This is a genomic window from Streptomyces sp. CHD11 (genome assembly GCF_018638295.1).
GTDB lineage: Bacteria > Actinomycetota > Actinomycetes > Streptomycetales > Streptomycetaceae > Streptomyces.
Map to the genome: position 1 here is coordinate 298,907 of NZ_JABTTS010000010.1, position 19,882 is coordinate 318,788.

Consider the following 19,882-nt stretch of genomic DNA (forward strand, 5'->3'; position numbering starts at 1 on the left):
AGGGAATCCGTGGTCGTCGCGCTGCGCGGACATCCTCGAATCCGCAGCCTTTTGTCCGTAATGCCCGTCCTGGCTGAGGCTGACCAGGACTTTTCCGCAGTTCTCGCTGACTCAGGCGAATCTGGCCGCTAGTCTCCGACGGAGAGTGAACGGGCGACGCTGTCGCCCGTGACTCCAGGTGTGGGGCGACCAGGTTCCTCACCGGTCCGTATCCGACAGTTCGACATCCGAGGTGACGTAGGCGTGGCTCTTCCGCCCCTTACCCCTGAACAGCGCGCAGCCGCGCTCGAAAAGGCCGCCGCGGCTCGCCGGGAGCGGGCCGAGGTCAAGAATCGACTCAAGCACTCCGGCGCCTCGCTTCACGAGGTCATCAAGCAGGGCCAGGAGAACGACGTCATCGGCAAGATGAAGGTCTCCGCCCTGCTCGAGTCCCTGCCCGGCGTCGGCAAGGTCCGCGCCAAGCAGATCATGGAGCGACTGGGCATTTCCGAGAGCCGCCGGGTTCGTGGTCTCGGTTCCAACCAGATCGCCTCCCTGGAGCGCGAGTTCGGCAGTACCGGCTCCTGAGTGCCGGGCAGCCCGGGACCGGCGTCCCGGGCATCCCGGGATTGCTGGAATAATCGCCGCATGGCTGCAACACCCCGGGGGACGTCCCCCGTACCCCCGGACGTACGTCCGCGGCTGACCGTGCTCTCCGGCCCCTCCGGGGTCGGCAAGAGCACGGTCGTCGCCCATATGCGCAAGGAACACCCGGAGGTCTGGCTCTCCGTCTCGGCGACGACGCGGAAGCCCCGCCCCGGTGAGCAGCACGGAGTCCACTACTTCTTCGTCACCGACGAGGAGATGGACAAGCTGATCGCCAACGGTGAGCTGCTGGAGTGGGCCGAGTTCGCCGGCAACCGCTACGGCACGCCCCGCGCGGCGGTGCTCGAGCACCTGGAGGCGGGTGTGCCCGTGCTGCTGGAGATCGACCTCCAGGGCGCGCGGCAGGTCCGCGGGTCCATGGCCGAGGCCCAGCTCGTGTTCCTGGCTCCCCCCTCGTGGGAAGAGCTCGTGCGCAGGCTCACGGGTCGCGGCACCGAGTCGGCCGAGGTCATCGAGCGGCGGCTCGCGGCCGCGAAGACCGAACTGGCCGCCGAACCGGAATTCGACGTCACCCTGGTCAACACCTCCGTCAGGGACGTCGCCCGCGAGCTGCTAGCCTTGATGAAGGTCGTGTGATCGTGAGCAGTCGCTCACCGCTCGGATCGACTGAATCTTTCCCATCCATCGGAAGGTAGAGCGTGTCCTCTTCCATCTCCGCGCCCGAGGGCATCATCAACCCGCCGATCGACGAGCTCCTCGAGGCCACGGACTCGAAGTACAGCCTCGTGATCTACGCGGCCAAGCGGGCCCGACAGATCAACGCGTACTACTCGCAGCTCGGCGAGGGCCTGCTCGAGTACGTCGGTCCCCTCGTCGACACCCACGTCCACGAGAAGCCGCTCTCGATCGCCCTGCGCGAGATCAACGCGGGACTGCTGACCTCCGAGGCCGTCGAAGGCCCCGGCCAGTAACCGGTCAGTACGTCCTATCAGCGGTTCGCAGCTGACTTTTCCACAGGCCCGGCAGCACGTCTGCCGGGCCTGTGGTGTCTCATGGGGACTGGTCGCACATTTCCGAGGTCCGGGGAGAGACGGTGGACAAGCCGAAGGTCGTCCTGGGGGTCAGCGGCGGCATCGCCGCCTACAAGGCCTGCGAGCTGCTCAGGCGGCTGACCGAGTCGGGGCACGAGGTGCGGGTCGTCCCCACCGCCTCCGCGCTGCACTTCGTCGGCGCCGCCACCTGGTCCGCCCTCTCCGGACACCCGGTCTCCACCGAGGTCTGGGACGACGTCCACGAGGTGCCGCACGTCCGCATCGGCCAGCACGCCGACCTGGTCGTCGTCGCCCCGGCCACCGCCGACCTGCTCGCCAGGGCCGCCCACGGCCTGGCCGACGACCTGCTCACCAACACCCTCCTCACGGCCCGCTGCCCGGTCGTCTTCGCCCCCGCCATGCACACCGAGATGTGGGAGCACCCGGCCACCCGGGACAACGTGGCGACGCTGCGCGCCCGGGGCGCCGTCGTCGTCGAACCGGCGGTGGGACGTCTCACCGGCGCCGACACCGGCAGGGGCCGGCTGCCCGATCCGGGCGCGATCCTCGAGGTCTGCCGCCGGGTGCTCGCCCGCGGAGTCACCGGGCCCGACCTCAAGGGCCGGCATGTCGTCGTCAGTGCCGGAGGCACCCGCGAGCCCCTCGACCCCGTCCGCTTCCTCGGCAACCGCTCCTCCGGCAAGCAGGGGTACGCCCTCGCCCGCACCGCCGCCGCCCGCGGCGCCCGCGTCACGCTGATCGCGGCCAACTCCGCGCTGCCCGATCCGGCCGGAGTCGACCTCGTGGCCGTCGGCACCGCGGTGGAACTGCGGGAGGCCGTGCTGCGCGCCGCCGCCGACGCGGACGCGGTGGTCATGGCCGCGGCCGTCGCCGACTTCCGCCCGGCGGCCTACGCCACCGGGAAGATCAAGAAGAAGGACGGACAGGAGCCCGAGCCCATCACCCTGGTGCGTAATCCGGACATCCTGGCCGAGATCTCCGGCGAACGGGTGCGGTCCGGACAGGTGATCGTGGGCTTCGCCGCCGAGACCGACGACGTGCTCGCCAACGGCCGCGCCAAGCTGCAGCGCAAGGGCTGCGATCTCCTGGTGGTGAACGAGGTGGGGGAGCGCATGACCTTCGGCCAGGACGAGAGCGAGGCCGTGGTGCTGGGCGCCGACGGCAGCGAGACCCCCGTCGCGCACGGCCCGAAGGAGACCCTGGCCGAGACCGTCTGGGACCTGGTGGCCGAACGCCTCGGATGAGTGATTTGTCCGCCCTTGGCCTCTCGCCGACCTCGTCCACCGGGGGCGTGGCCCCTCTGGCGCGCCTCGGCCGGCCCGGAGAGAATGCCCGTGCCGCAGGTCACAGCGCTCCCGGTAGGCGAGACAGGAGGACCCGTGGCGAGCGCGACCGATAAACTGTCCGACGGACGGCGCCCGGGTGCAGCCCCCGCCGTCCGCCCATGATCAGCCAGCAGCCGCTGCAACCCCAGGGAGCATTGTGTCCCGTCGTCTGTTCACCTCGGAGTCCGTCACCGAGGGCCACCCCGACAAGATCGCTGACCAGATCAGCGACACCATCCTCGACGCACTGCTGCGCGAGGACCCGGCCTCCCGGGTCGCCGTCGAGACCCTGATCACCACCGGCCTGGTGCACGTGGCCGGTGAGGTCACCACCAAGACGTACGCGGACATCGCGACGCTGGTGCGCAACAAGATCCTGGAGATCGGCTACGACTCCTCGAAGAAGGGCTTCGACGGCGCCTCCTGTGGCGTCTCGGTGTCCATCGGCGCGCAGTCCCCGGACATCGCTCAGGGTGTCGACGCCGCCTACGAGGCCCGCGTCGAGGGCGACGACGACGAACTGGACCGGCAGGGCGCCGGCGACCAGGGCCTGATGTTCGGCTACGCGACGGACGAGACGCCGACGCTGATGCCTCTGCCGGTCTTCCTCGCGCACCGCCTGTCCAAGCGCCTGTCCGACGTGCGCAAGAACGGGACCATCCCCTACCTCCGCCCGGACGGCAAGACCCAGGTCACCATCGAGTACGACGGTGACAAGGCGGTCCGTCTGGACACCGTGGTCGTCTCCTCCCAGCACGCCTCCGACATCGACCTGGAGTCGCTGCTCGCCCCCGACATCCGCGAGTTCGTCGTGGAGCCGGAGCTGAAGGCGCTGCTGGACGAGGGCATCAAGCTCGACACCGAGAAGTACCGGCTGCTGGTGAATCCCACCGGCCGGTTCGAGATCGGCGGCCCGATGGGCGACGCGGGCCTGACGGGCCGCAAGATCATCATCGACACCTACGGCGGCATGGCCCGCCACGGCGGCGGCGCCTTCTCCGGCAAGGACCCCTCCAAGGTGGACCGCTCGGCGGCGTACGCGATGCGCTGGGTCGCCAAGAACGTGGTGGCGGCCGGACTGGCCGCCCGCTGCGAGGTCCAGGTGGCGTACGCGATCGGCAAGGCCGAGCCGGTCGGCCTGTTCGTCGAGACCTTCGGCACCGCCACGATCGACACCGAGAAGATCGAGAAGGCCATCGACGAGGTCTTCGACCTCCGTCCGGCCGCGATCATCCGCGATCTGGACCTGCTGCGCCCGATCTACGCGCAGACCGCCGCCTACGGTCACTTCGGACGTGAGCTGCCCGACTTCACCTGGGAGCGCACCGACCGCGTGGACGCCCTGCGCAAGGCGACGGGGCTCTAGGCCCCGCCGCGTGTTCGCCCGAGGCCCGGCGGTCCCTTCCGAGGGGCGGCCGGGCCTGCGGGCGTACCGGGGCGGCGGTCCCCCGTACCGGGGCCGGCCGTAATCCCGGTGCGGTCCCGCGCCCGCGCGTCCTACGCTGCCGGTACAGCGGCGTCGCGGCCCGGTGCGAAGGGCACGGTTCCTTCCGGGTGACACCCTCGCAGGTTCGAATCCTGCTGCCGGTCCCGGACCGGCATGGCCGAGTGGACCAAGGCAGAAGCGTCTCCGGGCGCAGCGTCCGTACCCGGGCCGATCTCGGGCCCGGCGCCGTTGTCAGTGCCGTTTGGTAAGAATGCAGGCGTGAGCAGCGAGAACGGACAGCGGGACGGCGGCGCGGAGGGCGCGCCGCCCGAGCAGCTCGCGCTCATCCGGGACAGCGTGCGCAAGGCGAAGGTCCCCCGGGCCAAACCGCGCACGTGGCGGGGCGCCGCGCTGGCCGGGGAGCTGCCCGTCGCCCGGGTCCTGGTCGACAAGGGTGTGCTCCATCTCGACCGGTACTTCGACTACGCCGTGCCCGAGGAACTGGACGCGGACGCGCAGCCGGGCGTACGGGTCCGGGTGCGGTTCGGAGCCGGCCGCCACCGGGTCCGCGAGGGCCGGCGCGAGGGCGGCGGACTGATCGACGGGTTCCTCGTCGAGCGGCTCGCCGAATCCGACTACGCCGGTCCGCTGGCGGCGCTGGCCCAGGTCGTCTCGCCCGAGCCGGTGCTCGACGGGGAACTGCTGGGTCTCGCCCGCGCGGTGGCCGACCGGTACGCGGGCAGCCTCGCCGACGTTCTCCAGCTCGCCGTGCCGCCGCGCAACGCGCGCGCCGAGAAGCGCCCCTCGCCCGCTCCGCTGCCCCCGCCCCCGGCGCCCCCGCCCGGCTCCTGGGAGCGGTACGAGCAGGGGCCCGCGTTCCTGGAGGCACTCGAGGCCGGCGGCGTCCCACGGGCCGTGTGGAGCGCCCTGCCGGGCCCGCTGTGGAGCGAGGAGCTGGCCCGGGCCGTCGCGGCCACCCTGGCCTCCGGGCGCGGCGCGCTGGCCGTCCTGCCGGACGGACGGGCGGTGGCCCGCCTCGACGCGGCGCTCACCGCGCTGCTGGGTGAGGGCCGGCACGCGGTCCTCACCGCCGACGCGGGGCCGGAGAAGCGGTACGCGCAGTGGCTCGCGGTACGGCGTGGATCCGTACGGGCCGTCATCGGGACCCGGGCGGCGATGTTCGCGCCGGTACGGGACCTCGGACTCGTCGCCGTCTGGGACGACGGCGACGACAGCCACAGCGAGCAGCACGCCCCGCAGCCGCATACCCGTGAGGTGCTGCTGCTCAGGGCGGCCCAGGACCGGTGCGCCTTCCTGCTGGGCGGCTGGAGCTGCAGCGTGGAGGCCGCCCAGCTCGTGGACACCGGCTGGGCCAGGCCGCTGGTCGCCACGAGGGAGCGGGTCCGCGCCACCGCCCCGCTGGTACGGACCGTGGGCGACCAGGATCTGGCGCGCGACGAGGCCGCCCGCGCGGCCAGGCTGCCCACGCTCGCCTGGCAGGCCGTCAGGGAGGGACTGCGGCACGGACCGGTGCTCGTCCAGGTCCCCCGGCGGGGATACGTACCGCGGATGGCGTGCGCCACGTGCCGGGCTCCGGCCCGTTGCCGGCACTGCTCCGGACCGATCGAGGCACGGGGGGCCGACGATCTGCGGTGCGGATGGTGCGGACGCGGGGAGAGCGGCTGGCACTGCCCCGAGTGCGGCGGGTTCCGGCTGCGGGCGCAGGTGGTGGGGGCGCGGCGGACCGCGGAGGAACTGGGCCGGGCCTTCCCCGCCGTGCCGGTACGGACCTCGGGGCGCGAGCACGTCCTGGACACGGTGCCGGGGACACCCGCACTGGTCGTGAGCACGCCCGGGGCGGAGCCGGAGGCCGAGGGCGGTTACGCGGCGGCGCTGCTGCTGGACGGGTGGGCCATGGTGGGCCGGCCCGATCTCCGGTCGGGGGAGGACGCCCTGCGCCGCTGGATCGCCGCGGCGGCACTGGTCCGTCCGCAGCCGGCGGGCGGCACCGTCGTGGTGGTCGCCGAGCCGACGCTGCGGCCGGTGCAGGCGCTGGTGCGGTGGGACCCGGCGGGGCACGCGGTGCGGGAGCTGGCCGAGCGGGGCGAACTGGGCTTCCCGCCGGTGTCCCGGATGGCGGCGGTGTCGGGGCCGGGGGAGACGGTGGCCGAGTTCCTCCGTGCGGTGGAGCTGCCGGCCCGGGCGGAGGTCCTGGGCCCGGTGCCCCTGCCGGTCACCGCGCCCGGCCGCCCGCGGCGCCCGGGCGCACCCCCGCCGGGCGAACAGTGGGACCGGGCACTGGTCCGGGTGCCCCCCGGGCACGGCGCCGCGCTCGCCGCGGCGCTGAAGACCGCCCAGGCGGCCCGCATGGCCAAGGGCGGGGGCGATCCGGTGTGGGTCCGCGTCGACCCACTCGACATCGGCTGACCCGTCCGGACCGGACCGGCCGTGCAACATGCCGCCGCCCTCCCGAGGACGGTGCGTCCGGGAGGGCGGGTGTGGGGGGCGGGGCGGCTCAGCCGTTGCGCGGGGCGGGGAAGACCGCCGGGCGGGGCTCCTCGCGCAGGGACGGGCTGCCGGCCGTGGGCTGGGTCGGCATCGAGCGGGCCGCGGGGACCGTGGGCACGGTGGAGACACCCGCGCCCACGTTCACCACACGGGTTTCCGACGGCTCGGGGGCGCGTTCGGCCTGGACGGTGGCGGTGGCCGTGGCGGCGGCCGCCCGGTCGGCCGCACGGCGGGCGCCGTAACGGCGGTGCACCGCCTGCTTGGTGACTCCGAGCGCGGAGCCCACCGCGTCCCACGAGAAGCCCAGTGAGCGGTCGAAGTCCACGGCCGCCGTGACCAGGGTCTCGACGCTGTCCCGCAGTTCCTGGGCGAGACGGACCGTCGGGGCGGGGGCGCGTCCGTAGACGACGAAGCCCGTGGAGGGGCCGGAGCGGCGCGGGCGGTAGACGTTGCCCAGCTGGGCGGTGAGCGTGCGCAGTGCGTCCACCTGCCGCCGGACGCGCTCGATGTCCCGCACCAGCAAGTGCAGGCTGGCCCGAGCCTGGGCGTCGTGGGTTGCGTGGTCGGCCATGAACAAGCCTCTCGAACCGGCGTTGAAAGGAATGAGCCCGCTGCCGGGCCCGTGGGTCAATCTCTCTTGACCAACGCGCGGGCGCTCCGCTGGTCACGGGGAGGGGGCGTGGCGGCATATGCGTACGCCCCCTGGGAGGGCTCGTCGTGGGGTCTCGTCCCGGACCTGCGGTCTCGGGTGTCCCCCGCCGCGCACCGGCGTGTCCCGGGGCGGGAGACGGAGGTCTCCCCTTCCGGACGCCCGTCGCCGGCGGCTGTCCCCGGACGGGGGTCCCGGGTACCGGGCCATAGACTGGTGCGCTGCCCCAGCCGCCCCCGCCCGAGAGGCCCTCCGCACCCCATGAAGCTCGTCTTCGCCGGCACCCCCGAGGTCGCCGTTCCCGCACTGGACGCTCTTCTCGCCTCCGGGCGGCACGAGGTCGCCGCCGTGGTCACACGGCCCGACGCGCCCGCCGGACGGGGGCGCCGGCTGGTCGCCTCTCCCGTCGCCGAGCGCGCGGCAGAGGCCGGCATCGAGGTGCTCAAGCCCGCCAGGCCCCGTGACCCGGACTTCCTCGAGCGGCTCAAGGAGATCGCCCCCGACTGCTGCCCCGTCGTCGCCTACGGGGCCCTGCTGCCCCGGGCCGCCCTCGACATCCCCGCCCGGGGCTGGGTCAACCTGCACTTCTCCCTGCTGCCCGCCTGGCGCGGCGCCGCGCCCGTGCAGCACGCCGTCATGGCCGGCGACGAGATCACCGGCGCCACCACCTTCCTCATCGAGGAGGGCCTCGACTCCGGGCCGGTCTACGGCGCCCTCACCGAGGAGATCCGCCCCACCGACACCAGCGGCGACCTGCTCACCCGGCTAGCCTTCGCCGGCTCCGGCCTGCTCGCCGCGACCATGGACGGCATCGAGGACGGCACCCTCGAGGCCGTACCGCAGCCCGCCGAGGGCATCAGCCTCGCCCCGAAGGTCACCGTCGAGGACGCCCGCGTCGACTGGAGCACCCCGGCGCTGCGCGTCGACCGGGTGGTGCGCGGCTGCACCCCCGCCCCCGGCGCCTGGACCGCCTTCCGGGGCGAGCGCCTGAAGATCGTCCAGGCCCGCCCGGTACCGGAGCGGACCGACCTCGCGCCCGGGCAGCTGTCCGCGGGCAAGAACAACGTGTACGTGGGCACCGCCTCGTACGCCGTGGAACTGCTGTGGGTGCAGGCCCAGGGCAAGAAGCCGATGAGGGCGGCGGACTGGGCGCGCGGGGTGCGGATCGGCGCGGGGGAGACCGTCGGCGCCTGACGGCCCGTCCCCGGGATGTCCAGGACGTAGGCTGGGGCGCGCACTTCACCCCACATCCGGAGCACCTTTTCGTGAGCGACCAGCCCCGCCGGCCCCGCAAGCCCGCCAAGCCCTACCGCCGGCCCCAGAAGGACCCCGTCCGCGTACTCGCCTTCGAGGCCCTGCGCGCCGTGGACGAGCGGGACGCGTACGCCAACCTCGTCCTGCCGCCGCTGCTGCGGAAGGCGCGCGAGGAGAAGGACTTCGACGCCCGCGACGCCGCCCTCGCCACCGAGCTGGTCTACGGGACCCTGCGACGGCAGGGCACGTACGACGCGGTCATCGCGGCCTGCGTCGACCGGCCGCTGCGCGAGGTGGACCCGCCGGTGCTGGACGTGCTCAGCCTCGGCGCGCACCAGCTGCTCGGGACGCGGATCCCCACGCACGCCGCCGTGTCGGCCTCCGTCGAACTGGCCCGGGTGGTGCTCGGCGACGGGCGGGCCAAGTTCGTCAACGCCGTGCTGCGCAAGATCGCACAGCACGACCTCGACGGCTGGCTGGAGCGGGTCGCGCCGCCCTACGACGAGGACCCCGAGGACCACCTGTCGGTCGTGCACTCGCACCCCCGCTGGGTGGTCTCCGCGCTGTGGGACTCCCTGGGCGGCGGCCGGGCCGGTATCGAGGACCTGCTGCGGGCCGACAACGAGCGGCCCGAGGTGACCCTGGTCGCCCGTCCGGGACGGGCGACGGCCACCGAGCTGCTCGACGAGGAGGCCGCCGTGCCGGGCCGCTGGTCGCCCCACGCGGTACGGCTGACCGAGGGCGGGGAACCGGGAGCCATCAGGGCCGTGGCCGAGGGCAGGGCCGGTGTCCAGGACGAGGGCAGCCAGCTGGTGGCGCTCGCACTCGCGGCCGCGCCCGTCGAGGGCCGCGACCGGATGTGGCTGGACGCGTGCGCCGGACCCGGGGGCAAGGCCGCGCTGCTCGGGGCCCTCGCGGCCGAGCGCGGCGCCGTGCTGCTCGCGGCCGAGAAGCAGCCGCACCGGGCCGGACTCGTGGCCAAGGCCCTGGCCGGCAATCCCGGCCCCTACCAGGTCGTCGCCGCCGACGGGACGCGCCCGCCATGGCGGCCCGGCAGCTTCGACCGGGTGCTGGTCGACGTGCCGTGCACCGGGCTGGGCGCCCTGCGCCGCCGCCCCGAGGCACGCTGGCGGCGCCGCCCGGAGGACCTGGACGGCTTCGCGCCGCTCCAGCGCGGGCTGCTGCGCACCGCCCTGGAGTCCGTACGCGTGGGCGGTGTGGTCGGCTACGCCACCTGCTCGCCGCACCTCGCCGAGACCCGGGCCGTGGTCGCCGACCTCCTCAAGCAGTTCCCCGGCGCCGGACTGCTAGACGCCCGCCCCCTGCTGCCCGGCGTCCCCGACCTCGGCGAGGGCCCCGACGTACAGCTGTGGCCCCATGTGCACGGCACCGACGCGATGTACCTCGCCCTCGTCCGCCGCAACGGCTGACACCCTCGCCGGGGAGGTGGCACCGGCCCCCGGCTCGCCCGGGTCCCGCCCCGGAGCGGGCGACGGAGTCGGGACGGGAAGAGCGGGCGGGGCCGGCCGGCCCCGGTGTCACGGTGGCGGCGGTCCGGAGGCCGGCGGTTGTGCCGGCCGCGTCGGGGAGTGCTGGTCGCCGTGGGTGTGCGCGCGGGCGCGGTGTCGTGCTCACGGTGCTGTCCGGCGCCCCGGCCGTCCCGGCCCGAAGGTGCGGTGCTGCCGGGTGCGGCCTGCCGGGCCGGAGAGGGCGTCGGGGCCCGCGCCGTCCCCGGGAGGGCGGCGGACGCCGGGGCCCGCGGCGGCACCGCTGCACGCAACCTCCGCGGGGCATGGCAGTCTTGGTCCATGGCCCCGCAGATCAGCCCCAGCATCCTGTCCGCCGACTTCGCGCGCCTCGCGGACGAGGCGAAGGCGGTCGGAGGAGCCGACTGGCTCCATGTCGACGTCATGGACAACCATTTCGTCCCGAATCTCACGCTCGGTGTGCCGGTCGTGGAGTCGCTGGCCCGTGCGACGGACACCCCGCTGGACTGCCATCTGATGATCGAGGCCCCCGACCGCTGGGCGCCGCAGTACGTGGAGGCGGGGGCCGGGTCGGTCACCTTCCACGTCGAGGCCGCCGCCGCCCCGGTGCGGCTCGCGCGCGAGATCCGGGCCAAGGGTGCCCGCGCCTCCATGGCGCTCAGGCCCGCGACGCCGATCGAGCCGTACGAGGACCTGCTCCCCGAGCTGGACATGCTGCTGATCATGACGGTTGAGCCCGGCTTCGGTGGGCAGGCGTTCCTCGACATCATGCTTCCGAAGATCCGCCGCACCCGTGAACTGATCAGCAGGCACGGTCTGGAGCTCTGGCTCCAGGTCGACGGCGGAGTCTCGGAGTCCACCATCGAGCGCTGCGCGGACGCCGGCGCCGACGTCTTCGTCGCGGGTTCCGCCGTGTACGGGGCATCGGACCCGGCCGAAGCGGTACGTGCATTGCGCAACCAGGCGGAGGCCGCGACGGCGAAGGCACCATGGGCATGCGACCACTGAGCGTCAGGAACGTGAACGGCGCCCGGCAGGGCTGATCGACCGCGCCGGATCTGCAAGGATGAACGGCGAATCCAGATGTGAACAGCAGTGAGGAGATCGCCGTGTCGGGTATGTCGGCGGGCCGGTCAGCCATGCGGATGGGACCCGCTGAGCTGGTGCAGGCGGCGGCCATGGCCCGCCGCTTCTACCTTGAAGGCAAATCCAAGATCCAGATCGCCGAGGAGTTCGGCGTCAGCCGCTTCAAGGTGGCCCGCGTCCTGGAGACCGCCCTCGAGCGGGATCTTGTACGGATCGAGATCCGGGTGCCGGCCGAGCTGGACGCGGAGCGCTCCGACGTGCTCCGTGCCCGCTACGGGCTCAGGCACGCCGTGGTGGTCGAGTCCCCGCCGGAGTCGGAGGAGACACCCGACCCCGAGAACCTGGGAGAGGTGGCCGCCGACCTGCTCGGCGAGCTGGTCGACGAAGGGGATGTGCTGGGGCTGGCCTGGGGCCGGTCCACCATCCACATGGCGGCGGCCCTGGACCGGCTGCCGCCCTGCACGGTCGTGCAGCTCACGGGCGTGTACGACGCCGGGACCGCCGAGCGGGGCTCGGTGGAGGCCGTACGGCGGGCCGCGCAGGTGTCGGGCGGCGACGCCCACCCCATCTACGCGCCGATGCTGCTGCCGGACGAGGCCACCGCTCAGGCGCTGCGCCACCAGACCGGGATCGCGCGGGCCTTCGAGTACTTCGACAAGGTCACCGTCGCCTGCGTCTCCATCGGCTCCTGGGAGCCGGGCATCTCGACGGTGCACGACATGCTCAGCGACGAGGAGCGGGCGCACTACGCATCCCTCGGGGTCGCCGCCGAGATGTCCGCGCACCTCTTCGACTCGGAGGGGCGCCGGGTCGGCCGGGACCTCGGGGAGCGGTGCATCACGGTCAAGACCGACCAGCTGCGCCGGGTGCCCGAGGTCGTCGCGATCGCGGGCGGACAGCGCAAGGGGCCCGCGATCGACGCCGTGCTGCGGTCCGGACTGGTCACCAGCCTGGTGACCGACACGTCGGCGGCGGACTATCTGATGACGGCGGGACCGGCCCCGCGGTCCGCTCTCAACCGCGCGGACCCGGATGGCCCCTGACAGCGGGTGACGCGGGAGCGGGCCTGGCAGCATCGGCCGCATGGTGCTGCGTCAGGCCCTGCTCCCGCGTCTCCTCGCCTGTCTGCTCGTGCTGCTGGCCGGCTGCTCGTCCGCCGGCGACGGCGGCGGGGCGCCCGCCTGGGCCGACGGCATGCCCACCGTCCAGGAGGCGGACCTGCCCGCCGAGGCACAGCGCACCCTGGACCTCATCGACTCGGGCGGACCCTTTCCGTACGAACAGGACGGCGCCGTCTTCGGCAACTTCGAAGGGCTGCTGCCCCAGCAGCGGCGGGGTCACTACCACGAGTACACCGTGAAGACCCCGGGATCGGCCGACCGCGGGGCGCGGCGCATCGTCACCGGCCGGGACGGCGAGACCTACTACACCGAAGACCACTACGCATCGTTCACGGCGGTCCTGGGATGACGCACGAACTCACCGGCCGGTTCGTGGTCGCACTCGGCCTCGACGGAGTCACGGACAAGGCGGGCCTGATGGACCGCTGCGCCCGCGCCCTGGGACTGCCCGACTGGTTCGGCCGCAACTGGGACGCCCTGGCGGACTCCCTCGCCGACCACACGCTCTGGCCCGAGGGCTCCGTGGAGCGCGGAATGCTGATCGTCGTACACGACTGGCGGGCGTACGCGGCCGCGCGCCCCGGGGAGTGGGCGACCGCCCAGGACGTGTTCGCCGCGGCGGCGGACCGCACCTCCTCCCTCACCGTGGCCCTCGCCCTTGGAGGATGCTCCGAACAGCGCCCTGACCAGGATGGATGATCGGACCGGGGAGGACGCCGGAGCCGGCATGGGACAATGAAGTACGTGCTCTTCCCCCTGGCAGACCTGTCCCGGGGCCACCTCTGATCGACTGGGATGTGCAGCACGTGCGTTTCCTCAACGACATCCAGCCCGCGTACGACCTGACGTACGACGACGTCTTCATGGTGCCGGGCCGCTCCGCGGTCGGCTCGCGGCAGGACGTGGACCTCAGCTCCCCGGACGGCACCGGCACCACCATCCCGCTCGTCGTCGCCAACATGACCGCCATAGCCGGACGCCGCATGGCCGAGACCGTGGCCCGGCGCGGCGGACTCGTCGTCCTCCCGCAGGACATCCCGATCGAGGTCGTCGCCGAGGTCGTCTCCTGGGTGAAGGAGCGCCACCTGGTCCTGGACACTCCCATCGTGCTGGCCCCGCACCAGACCGTCGCCGACGCGCTGGCCCTGCTGCCCAAGCGCGCGCACAACGCGGGTGTCGTCGTCGACGACGACCGCCGGCCGGTCGGCGTGGTCACCGACACCGACCTGACCGGCGTCGACCGCTTCACCCAGCTCGAGGAGGTCATGTCCAGGGACCTGGTCCTCATCGACGCGGGCATGGACCCGCGCGAGGCCTTCAACACCCTCGACACCGCCAACCGCCGCTACGCGCCCGCCGTGGACGCGGACGGCCGTCTCGCGGGCATCCTCACCCGCAAGGGCGCCCTGCGCGCCACCCTCTACACCCCCGCCACCGACGCGCGCGGGCGGCTCCGCATCGCCGCCGCCGTCGGCATCAACGGCGATGTGGACGGCAAGGCGAAGCAGCTGCTGGAGGCGGGCGTCGACACGCTCGTCATCGACACGGCCCACGGCCACCAGGAGTCGATGATCAGCGCGGTCAAACTGGTGCGCGGCATCGACCCGCGGGTTCCGATCGTCGCCGGCAACATCGTCTCCGCCGAGGGCGTCCGCGATCTGATCGAGGCGGGCGCCGACATCGTCAAGGTCGGCGTGGGCCCCGGTGCCATGTGCACCACCCGCATGATGACCGGCGTCGGCCGGCCGCAGTTCTCCGCCGTCCTGGAATGCGCCGCCGAGGCGAGGAAGTACGGCAAGCACGTGTGGGCCGACGGCGGTGTCCGCCACCCGCGCGACGTGGCCATGGCCCTCGCGGCCGGCGCCTCCAACGTGATGATCGGCTCCTGGTTCGCCGGAACCCACGAGTCCCCGGGCGACCTTCAGCACGACGCCGACGGCCGCCCCTACAAGGAGTCCTTCGGCATGGCCTCCGCGCGTGCCGTGCGCAACCGCACCTCGGAGGAATCCGCCTACGACCGTGCCCGCAAGGCGCTGTTCGAGGAGGGTATCTCCACCTCCCGGATGTTCCTCGACCCGGCCTCCCCCGGGGTCGAGGATCTGATCGACTCGATCATCGCGGGCGTCCGCTCCTCCTGCACCTACGCCGGCGCCGGCTCGCTGGAGGAGTTCGCCGAGAAGGCCGTCGTCGGCATCCAGAGCGCCGCCGGCTACGCCGAGGGCAAGCCGCTGCACGCCAGCTGGAACTGATGGTCCCTTCCGGAACGGGGCGGGTGCCCTACGGCCCGCGGTGCCCGTGCAACGAACACCCGCCCCACCCCCGGCAACGCAACGATTCTGCGCCGATGCGCAAGGTTGCTGCATTTCAGGAGCAACGCAGAACCTCGTAGGGTTACGCGCTGTACGTGGTGCGGCGGGGACCCCGCTCGACGGGTCCCGGCTGTCGCGGGATGCCGTCGGTCCCTGCCGCGGAAGACCGGCAGCGATGAAGGAGCCAGCGCGTGCTCGATCAAGGCGCATCCCCCCACGACGGCAGTCCGGCGGGCCCGCACTCCCCGGGCCTCGGCGCGCGCCTCATGCGCCGCAAGCCCGTGGAGCGCCTGGTCGCCGAGGGTGGCCAGGGCGAAGGCGGCTCGCTGCGCCGCTCCCTGGGGCTGTGGCAGCTGACCATGATCAGCATTGGTGCCACCCTCGGCACCGGCATCTTCGTCGTCCTCGGCGAGGCCGTCCCCAAGGCCGGTCCCGCGGTCACGCTGTCCTTCGTCATCGCCGGTCTGACGGCCCTGTTCTCCGCGCTCTCCTACGCGGAACTGGCGGGCACCATCCCCGTCTCCGGCTCCTCCTACTCGTATGCGTACGCAACGATGGGTGAACTGATCGCCTGGGTCTGCGGCTGGTGCCTGATGCTGGAGTACGGGGTCTCGGTCGCCGCCGTCGCCGTCGGCTGGGGCGAATACCTCAACGAACTCCTCGACGGGACCATCGGCGTCACCATCCCGTCCGCGCTCTCCGCACCGCCAGGCGACGGCGGCGTCTTCAACCTGCCCGCGCTGATCGTGGTCCTGCTCGCCATGGCGTTCCTGATGGGCGGCGCCCGCGAGTCCGCCCGCGCCAACACGATCATGGTCATGGTGAAGATCGGCGCCCTGGTGCTGTTCTGCGCCATCGGCGTCCAGGGCTTCCGCTCCGGCAACTACGAGGACTTCATGCCGCTCGGCATGGCCGGCGTCAGCGCCGCCGGGGCCACGCTGTTCTTCTCCTACATCGGTTTCGACGCCGCCTCCACGGCCGGCGAGGAGGCGAAGAACGCCCAGCGGGACCTGCCCCGCGCCATCCTGCTGTCCCTCGCCATCATCACCGCGCTGTACGTCATGGTCGCCGCCGTCGCCGTGGGCGCGAAGCCCTGGCGCCGGTTCACCGAATCCGAGGCCGACCTCGCCCAGATCATGAGCGAGGTCACCGGCCAGGCGTTCTGGGGCACCCTGCTGGCGTTCTGCGCCGTCATCGCCATCGCGAGCGTCGTCCTGACCGTGCTCTACGGCCAGACCCGCATCCTCTTCGCGATGTCCCGGGACGGACTGGTGCCCAAGGTGTTCGGCAGGGTCAGCCCGAAGACCGGCACACCCCGCACCAACACCCTGATCGTCTCCCTCTTCTGCGGTGTGCTGGCCGCCGCCATCCCGCTCGGCCAGCTCGCCGACGCCACCAGCATCGGCACCCTCTTCGCCTTCGCGCTGGTCAACGTCGCCGTCGTGGTGCTGCGCCGGTCCCGCCCCGACATGCCTCGCACCTTCCGGGTGCCGCTGTCGCCGCTGCTGCCCGCCGTCGGCTTCGGGTTCTGCCTGTGGATGATGGGCAGTCTGTCCGCCGTCACCTGGGTGGTCTTCGCAGTCTGGATGGCCGTCGGGCTCGTGTTCTACTTCCTGTACGGCCACCGCCGCTCCCGCCTCGCCGCCGCACCGGCCCCCTCAGAAGCGAAGTGAACCACCCGCAGTGCTGAACGATCTCGACGAACGCATCGTGCACGCCCTCGCCGAGGACGCCCGCCGCTCCTACGCGGACATCGGCCAGCTGGTCGGCCTGTCCGCGCCCGCCGTCAAACGGCGGGTGGACCGGCTGCGCGCCACCGGGGCCATCACCGGATTCACCGTACGCGTGGACCCCGCCGCCCTCGGCTGGCAGACGGAGGGGTTCGTCGAGATCTACTGCCGCGGCAACACCTCACCCGAGACCATCCAGCGGGGCCTGGAGCGGTACCAGGAGGTCGTGGCCGCCTCCACCGTCACCGGCGACGCCGACGCGGTCGCCCAGGTCTTCGCCTCCGACATGCGTCACTTCGAACGGGTGCTGGAACGCATCGCGGGCGAGCCGTTCGTCGAGCGGACCAAGTCCGTACTGGTGCTGTCCCCGCTGCTGCGGCGGTTCTCGTCGGGATCGCCGGCCTAGGAGCCCCGTACCGGCGCGCGCCGTCCGTGCCGTCCACGGGCGGGCGCTCGCCCGCGCTGCCGGAGTCCGTCCGCCGCCGGCTGAGGTACCTCGTGCCACCGCCCCGCCTCCCCGCCCGGGAGCGGTGAGGCGAAGGGCCCGGAAAACGCCGTGCGGGCCCCGTGGCGGCGGGACTAACATGGGTGCATGACCTGGCGACATTGATCAACCAGTCGCGCCTCCCGAGGGCCGCCTCCGGTGCCGTACGTCCTCCACGTCCGGTGTCCGAACCGCCCTTTCGGGAAGGCCTCATGACTTTCACGCCCACGCGTGCCCAAGACGTCCGCGTGCGACGGCTCACGAGCACGCTGTACGGCTACTCGTTCCTCGAAGAGTTCATCCTGCTCTACCCGGTGTACGCGCTGCTGTTCAGCGACACCGGTCTGTCGGTGTGGCAGCTCTCCTCCCTGTTCGCCCTCTGGTCCGTCACCGCTGTGCTCCTGGAGGTTCCCTCCGGTGTCTGGGCCGACGCCGTCTCCCGCCGGCTGCTGCTGTGGCTCGGCCCGCTGCTGACCGCCACCGGCTTCGCCCTGTGGGTGCTGTTCCCGTCGTACGGCGCCTTCGCGGCAGGCTTCGTGCTGTGGGGCATCGGCGGCGCCCTCGCCTCCGGGGCGCTGGAGGCACTCGTCTACGACGAGCTGCAGCGGCTCGACGCGGCCGACCGCTATGCCCGCGTCATGGGCCGGGCCCGCGCGGCGGGGCTGGTCGCCGTGATGGCGGCGATGGGGCTCGCCGGCCCGGTGCTGACCTGGGGCGGCCACACCGCCGTCGGTGCCGCCAGCGTGCTGGTGTGTCTGACGGCGGCGGCCGTGGCGCTGCGGTTCCCCGAGCACCGCGCGCCGTCGACCGGGCACGCCCGGTGGACAGGGATCCTGCGTGCCGGTCTCGCCGAGGCGCGTGCCGACCGCTCCGTGCGCGGCGCGCTCTTGCTGGTCCCGGCGGTGAGCGCGGTGTGGAGCGCGCTGGACGAGTACACGCCGCTGCTGGTGCGGGAGACCGGTGTCGCCGACGGCACGGTGCCGTACCTGCTCCTGCTGATCTGGTCGGGCGCCACCGCGGGAAGCCTGCTGGCGGGGGAGGGCGAACGGCTCGGGACACCTGGCCTGGCCGCCGTGCTGGCCGGCGCCGGCATCGCCCTGGCCGCCGGTGTGATCGACGGCAGCCCCTGGGGACTGGTCCTCGTCGCCCTCGCGTTCGGCGGTTTCCAGGCGGCGACCGTGCTGGCCGACGCCCGGCTCCAGAGACGCATCCAGGACCGCGGGCGGGCCACCCTGACCTCGATCGCGGGACTCGGCTCGGAACTGGCGACGGTCGCAGCCTTCGGAGGCTACGCGCTGATCGCCACGGGCCATGCCCACAGCACCGCCTTCGCGGTGTTCGCGGTGCCGTATCTGGCGACGGCGGCGCTGCTGCTCGTGGGAAGGAGAGCGACGGCGGCCGAGCCACGGCAGTGACACGCCCTTCGCCGGTCCGGTGAGGACCCGGGCAGCCGTCCGCGGCCGGCGGGGGGCGGGGTGTCCGTCGTCCGGCGGGCGCGGTGTTCGGCGGGCCAGTACGGCCGGACACCCCCGCCCCGCCCCTCCGCGCGGTGCGCCCCCACGCCCACCGACGGCCCGCCGCCCGTACGCCGCCCGTATGCCGCCCGCGCACCACTCCCTCCCACGTTCCCAGGCAGGCGATCACCTGTCGCGGACCCTCGGCCCGCCACTCCCGCCTGCCGCCGCCCCCTCCGTCAGCGAGGGCGGGCGTGCCTCCCGCGGAGGGGGGTACGCCCGGGGCGGCACGGGTGGGCGCGATGGTGGCCGTGAGGGCCGGGCCGCGCGGACGTCCCCGGGTGGCCGGCGCTCATGCCCGCGGGCCCGTCGGCTCAGGTCCGCCCGACCGCCCCGGGCGGTTCGGGCCGGAGCGCGGGCACGCCACCCGTCGCTCCCGTCGGGTGCAACGAATCGCCGCCGACCCCGCACCACACGCAATGAACCGCTCACCGGCGCGCAACGGCTTCCGCTTGTCCGCCCGAGCCGGCCGACCGTACCGTCTATGCGACCCCCCGAAACCCCCGCGTACCGGTGAGGACCACGCATGCGTACCGCCCTGCTCCAGAGCTCCGGCCGGCCCGGATCCGTCGCCGAGAACCTCAAGGTCCTCGACGAGGCGGCCGCCCGTGCCGCCGCCGCGGGCGCCGGGCTGCTCGTCACCTCGGAGCTGTTCCTGACCGGGTACGCGATCGGTGAGGGCATCGGCCGGCTCGCGGAACCCGCCGACGGCGACGCGGCCGACGCGATCGCGGAGACCGCCGGCCGGTACGGTCTCGCCGTCGCCTACGGCTACCCCGAACGGGACGGCGACACGGTGTACAACTCCGTCCAGCTCGTCTCCGCCGACGGCACCCGCCTCGCGAACTACCGCAAGACCCACCTCTACGGCTGCTTCGAACGGGACCACTTCACCCCCGCGGAGCGGACCGTCGTCCAGGCCGAGCTCGGCGGGCTCACCGTCGGCCTGATGATCTGCTACGACGTCGAGTTCCCGGAGACCGTGCGCGCCCACGCGCTGGCCGGCACCGACCTCCTCCTGGTACCCACCGCGCAGATGCACCCGTTCCAGTTCGTCGCCGAGTCCGTCGTACCGGTACGGGCCTTCGAGAACCAGATGTACATCGCGTACGTCAACCGCGTCGGCCGCGAGGGTGAGCTCGAGTTCGTGGGGCTCTCCACGCTCGCCGCCCCCGACGGTGTCGCGCGGGCCCGGGCCGGCCGCACGGAGGAACTCGTGCTCGCCGACGCCGATCCCGTGCTCCTCGCCGTCTCCCGGGAGAACAACCCGTACCTGCGGGACCGCCGCCCCGGCCTCTACGGGTCCCTCGTCTGAACCTCCCCCCGCCGCGCCTCCGTTCCACCCCCGCAAG

The 19,882-nt window shown here is 73.2% G+C and carries 18 protein-coding genes; 17 read left to right on the top strand and 1 reads right to left on the bottom strand.

What is annotated here, in order from left to right; all coding sequences use genetic code 11:
- Positions 1-243: 243 nt before the first annotated feature.
- The 6 genes from HTV45_RS14295 to HTV45_RS14320 all read left to right on the top strand — a co-directional run bounded on the left by HTV45_RS14295 (position 244) and on the right by HTV45_RS14320 (position 6,815).
- Positions 244-567, top strand: a complete 324-nt coding sequence (locus tag HTV45_RS14295) for an integration host factor (protein ID WP_003977346.1) — start codon at positions 244-246, stop codon at positions 565-567.
- Between the two features lie 60 nt (positions 568-627).
- Positions 628-1,221, top strand: coding sequence for a guanylate kinase (gmk, locus tag HTV45_RS14300; RefSeq protein WP_215206111.1), 594 nt, complete (start codon positions 628-630; stop codon positions 1,219-1,221).
- 62 nt (positions 1,222-1,283) lie between these two features.
- Complete coding sequence (gene rpoZ / locus HTV45_RS14305; RefSeq protein ID WP_004933985.1) at positions 1,284-1,556, top strand: DNA-directed RNA polymerase subunit omega; 273 nt, start codon at positions 1,284-1,286, stop codon at positions 1,554-1,556.
- A 122-nt stretch (positions 1,557-1,678) separates the two neighbouring features.
- Positions 1,679-2,881 carry a bifunctional phosphopantothenoylcysteine decarboxylase/phosphopantothenate--cysteine ligase CoaBC gene (coaBC, locus tag HTV45_RS14310; protein ID WP_215206112.1) on the top strand — a complete coding sequence of 401 codons (1,203 nt, stop codon included), beginning with the start codon at positions 1,679-1,681 and terminating at the stop codon, positions 2,879-2,881.
- A gap of 238 nt (positions 2,882-3,119) precedes the next feature.
- Positions 3,120-4,328, top strand: a complete 1,209-nt coding sequence (metK, locus tag HTV45_RS14315) for a methionine adenosyltransferase (protein ID WP_215206113.1) — start codon at positions 3,120-3,122, stop codon at positions 4,326-4,328.
- A 339-nt stretch (positions 4,329-4,667) separates the two neighbouring features.
- A complete protein-coding gene (locus tag HTV45_RS14320; protein WP_215206114.1) occupies positions 4,668-6,815 on the top strand; it encodes a primosomal protein N' in 2,148 nt (715 codons plus the stop codon).
- Between the two features lie 88 nt (positions 6,816-6,903).
- Here the strand turns inward: HTV45_RS14320 and HTV45_RS14325 are convergent, their stop codons facing one another.
- Entirely contained in the window at positions 6,904-7,467 is a 564-nt protein-coding gene (locus HTV45_RS14325) for a hypothetical protein (protein ID WP_215206115.1), read from the bottom strand.
- Positions 7,468-7,806: 339 nt separating this feature from the next.
- Between HTV45_RS14325 and fmt the strand changes: the two genes are divergently transcribed.
- The 11 genes from fmt to HTV45_RS14380 all read left to right on the top strand — a co-directional run bounded on the left by fmt (position 7,807) and on the right by HTV45_RS14380 (position 19,845).
- A complete protein-coding gene (gene fmt / locus HTV45_RS14330) occupies positions 7,807-8,739 on the top strand; it encodes a methionyl-tRNA formyltransferase (protein ID WP_215206116.1) in 933 nt (310 codons plus the stop codon).
- Between the two features lie 71 nt (positions 8,740-8,810).
- Positions 8,811-10,229 carry an RsmB/NOP family class I SAM-dependent RNA methyltransferase gene (locus HTV45_RS14335; protein WP_215206117.1) on the top strand — a complete coding sequence of 473 codons (1,419 nt, stop codon included), beginning with the start codon at positions 8,811-8,813 and terminating at the stop codon, positions 10,227-10,229.
- A gap of 378 nt (positions 10,230-10,607) precedes the next feature.
- Complete coding sequence (gene rpe, locus HTV45_RS14340; RefSeq protein ID WP_215206118.1) at positions 10,608-11,294, top strand: ribulose-phosphate 3-epimerase; 687 nt, start codon at positions 10,608-10,610, stop codon at positions 11,292-11,294.
- A gap of 77 nt (positions 11,295-11,371) precedes the next feature.
- A complete protein-coding gene (locus HTV45_RS14345) occupies positions 11,372-12,415 on the top strand; it encodes a sugar-binding transcriptional regulator (protein ID WP_215206119.1) in 1,044 nt (347 codons plus the stop codon).
- 40 nt (positions 12,416-12,455) lie between these two features.
- Entirely contained in the window at positions 12,456-12,842 is a 387-nt protein-coding gene (locus HTV45_RS14350; RefSeq protein WP_215206120.1) for a ribonuclease domain-containing protein, read from the top strand.
- Entirely contained in the window at positions 12,839-13,192 is a 354-nt protein-coding gene (locus tag HTV45_RS14355) for a barstar family protein (RefSeq protein ID WP_215206121.1), read from the top strand. Before HTV45_RS14350 ends, HTV45_RS14355 begins: the two co-directional genes overlap by 4 nt.
- A 107-nt stretch (positions 13,193-13,299) precedes the next feature.
- Positions 13,300-14,742, top strand: a complete 1,443-nt coding sequence (locus HTV45_RS14360; protein WP_215206197.1) for a GuaB1 family IMP dehydrogenase-related protein — start codon at positions 13,300-13,302, stop codon at positions 14,740-14,742.
- Positions 14,743-14,993: 251 nt separating this feature from the next.
- Positions 14,994-16,475 carry an amino acid permease gene (locus HTV45_RS14365; protein WP_215206122.1) on the top strand — a complete coding sequence of 494 codons (1,482 nt, stop codon included), beginning with the start codon at positions 14,994-14,996 and terminating at the stop codon, positions 16,473-16,475.
- Positions 16,476-16,485: 10 nt separating this feature from the next.
- On the top strand, positions 16,486-16,938 hold the full coding sequence (locus tag HTV45_RS14370; protein WP_215206123.1) for an Lrp/AsnC family transcriptional regulator: 453 nt from the start codon (positions 16,486-16,488) through the stop codon (positions 16,936-16,938).
- A 290-nt stretch (positions 16,939-17,228) separates the two neighbouring features.
- Positions 17,229-18,431, top strand: a complete 1,203-nt coding sequence (locus HTV45_RS14375; protein ID WP_215206124.1) for an MFS transporter — start codon at positions 17,229-17,231, stop codon at positions 18,429-18,431.
- A 625-nt stretch (positions 18,432-19,056) separates the two neighbouring features.
- Positions 19,057-19,845, top strand: a complete 789-nt coding sequence (locus tag HTV45_RS14380) for a carbon-nitrogen hydrolase family protein (RefSeq protein ID WP_215206125.1) — start codon at positions 19,057-19,059, stop codon at positions 19,843-19,845.
- Positions 19,846-19,882: the final 37 nt, after the last annotated feature.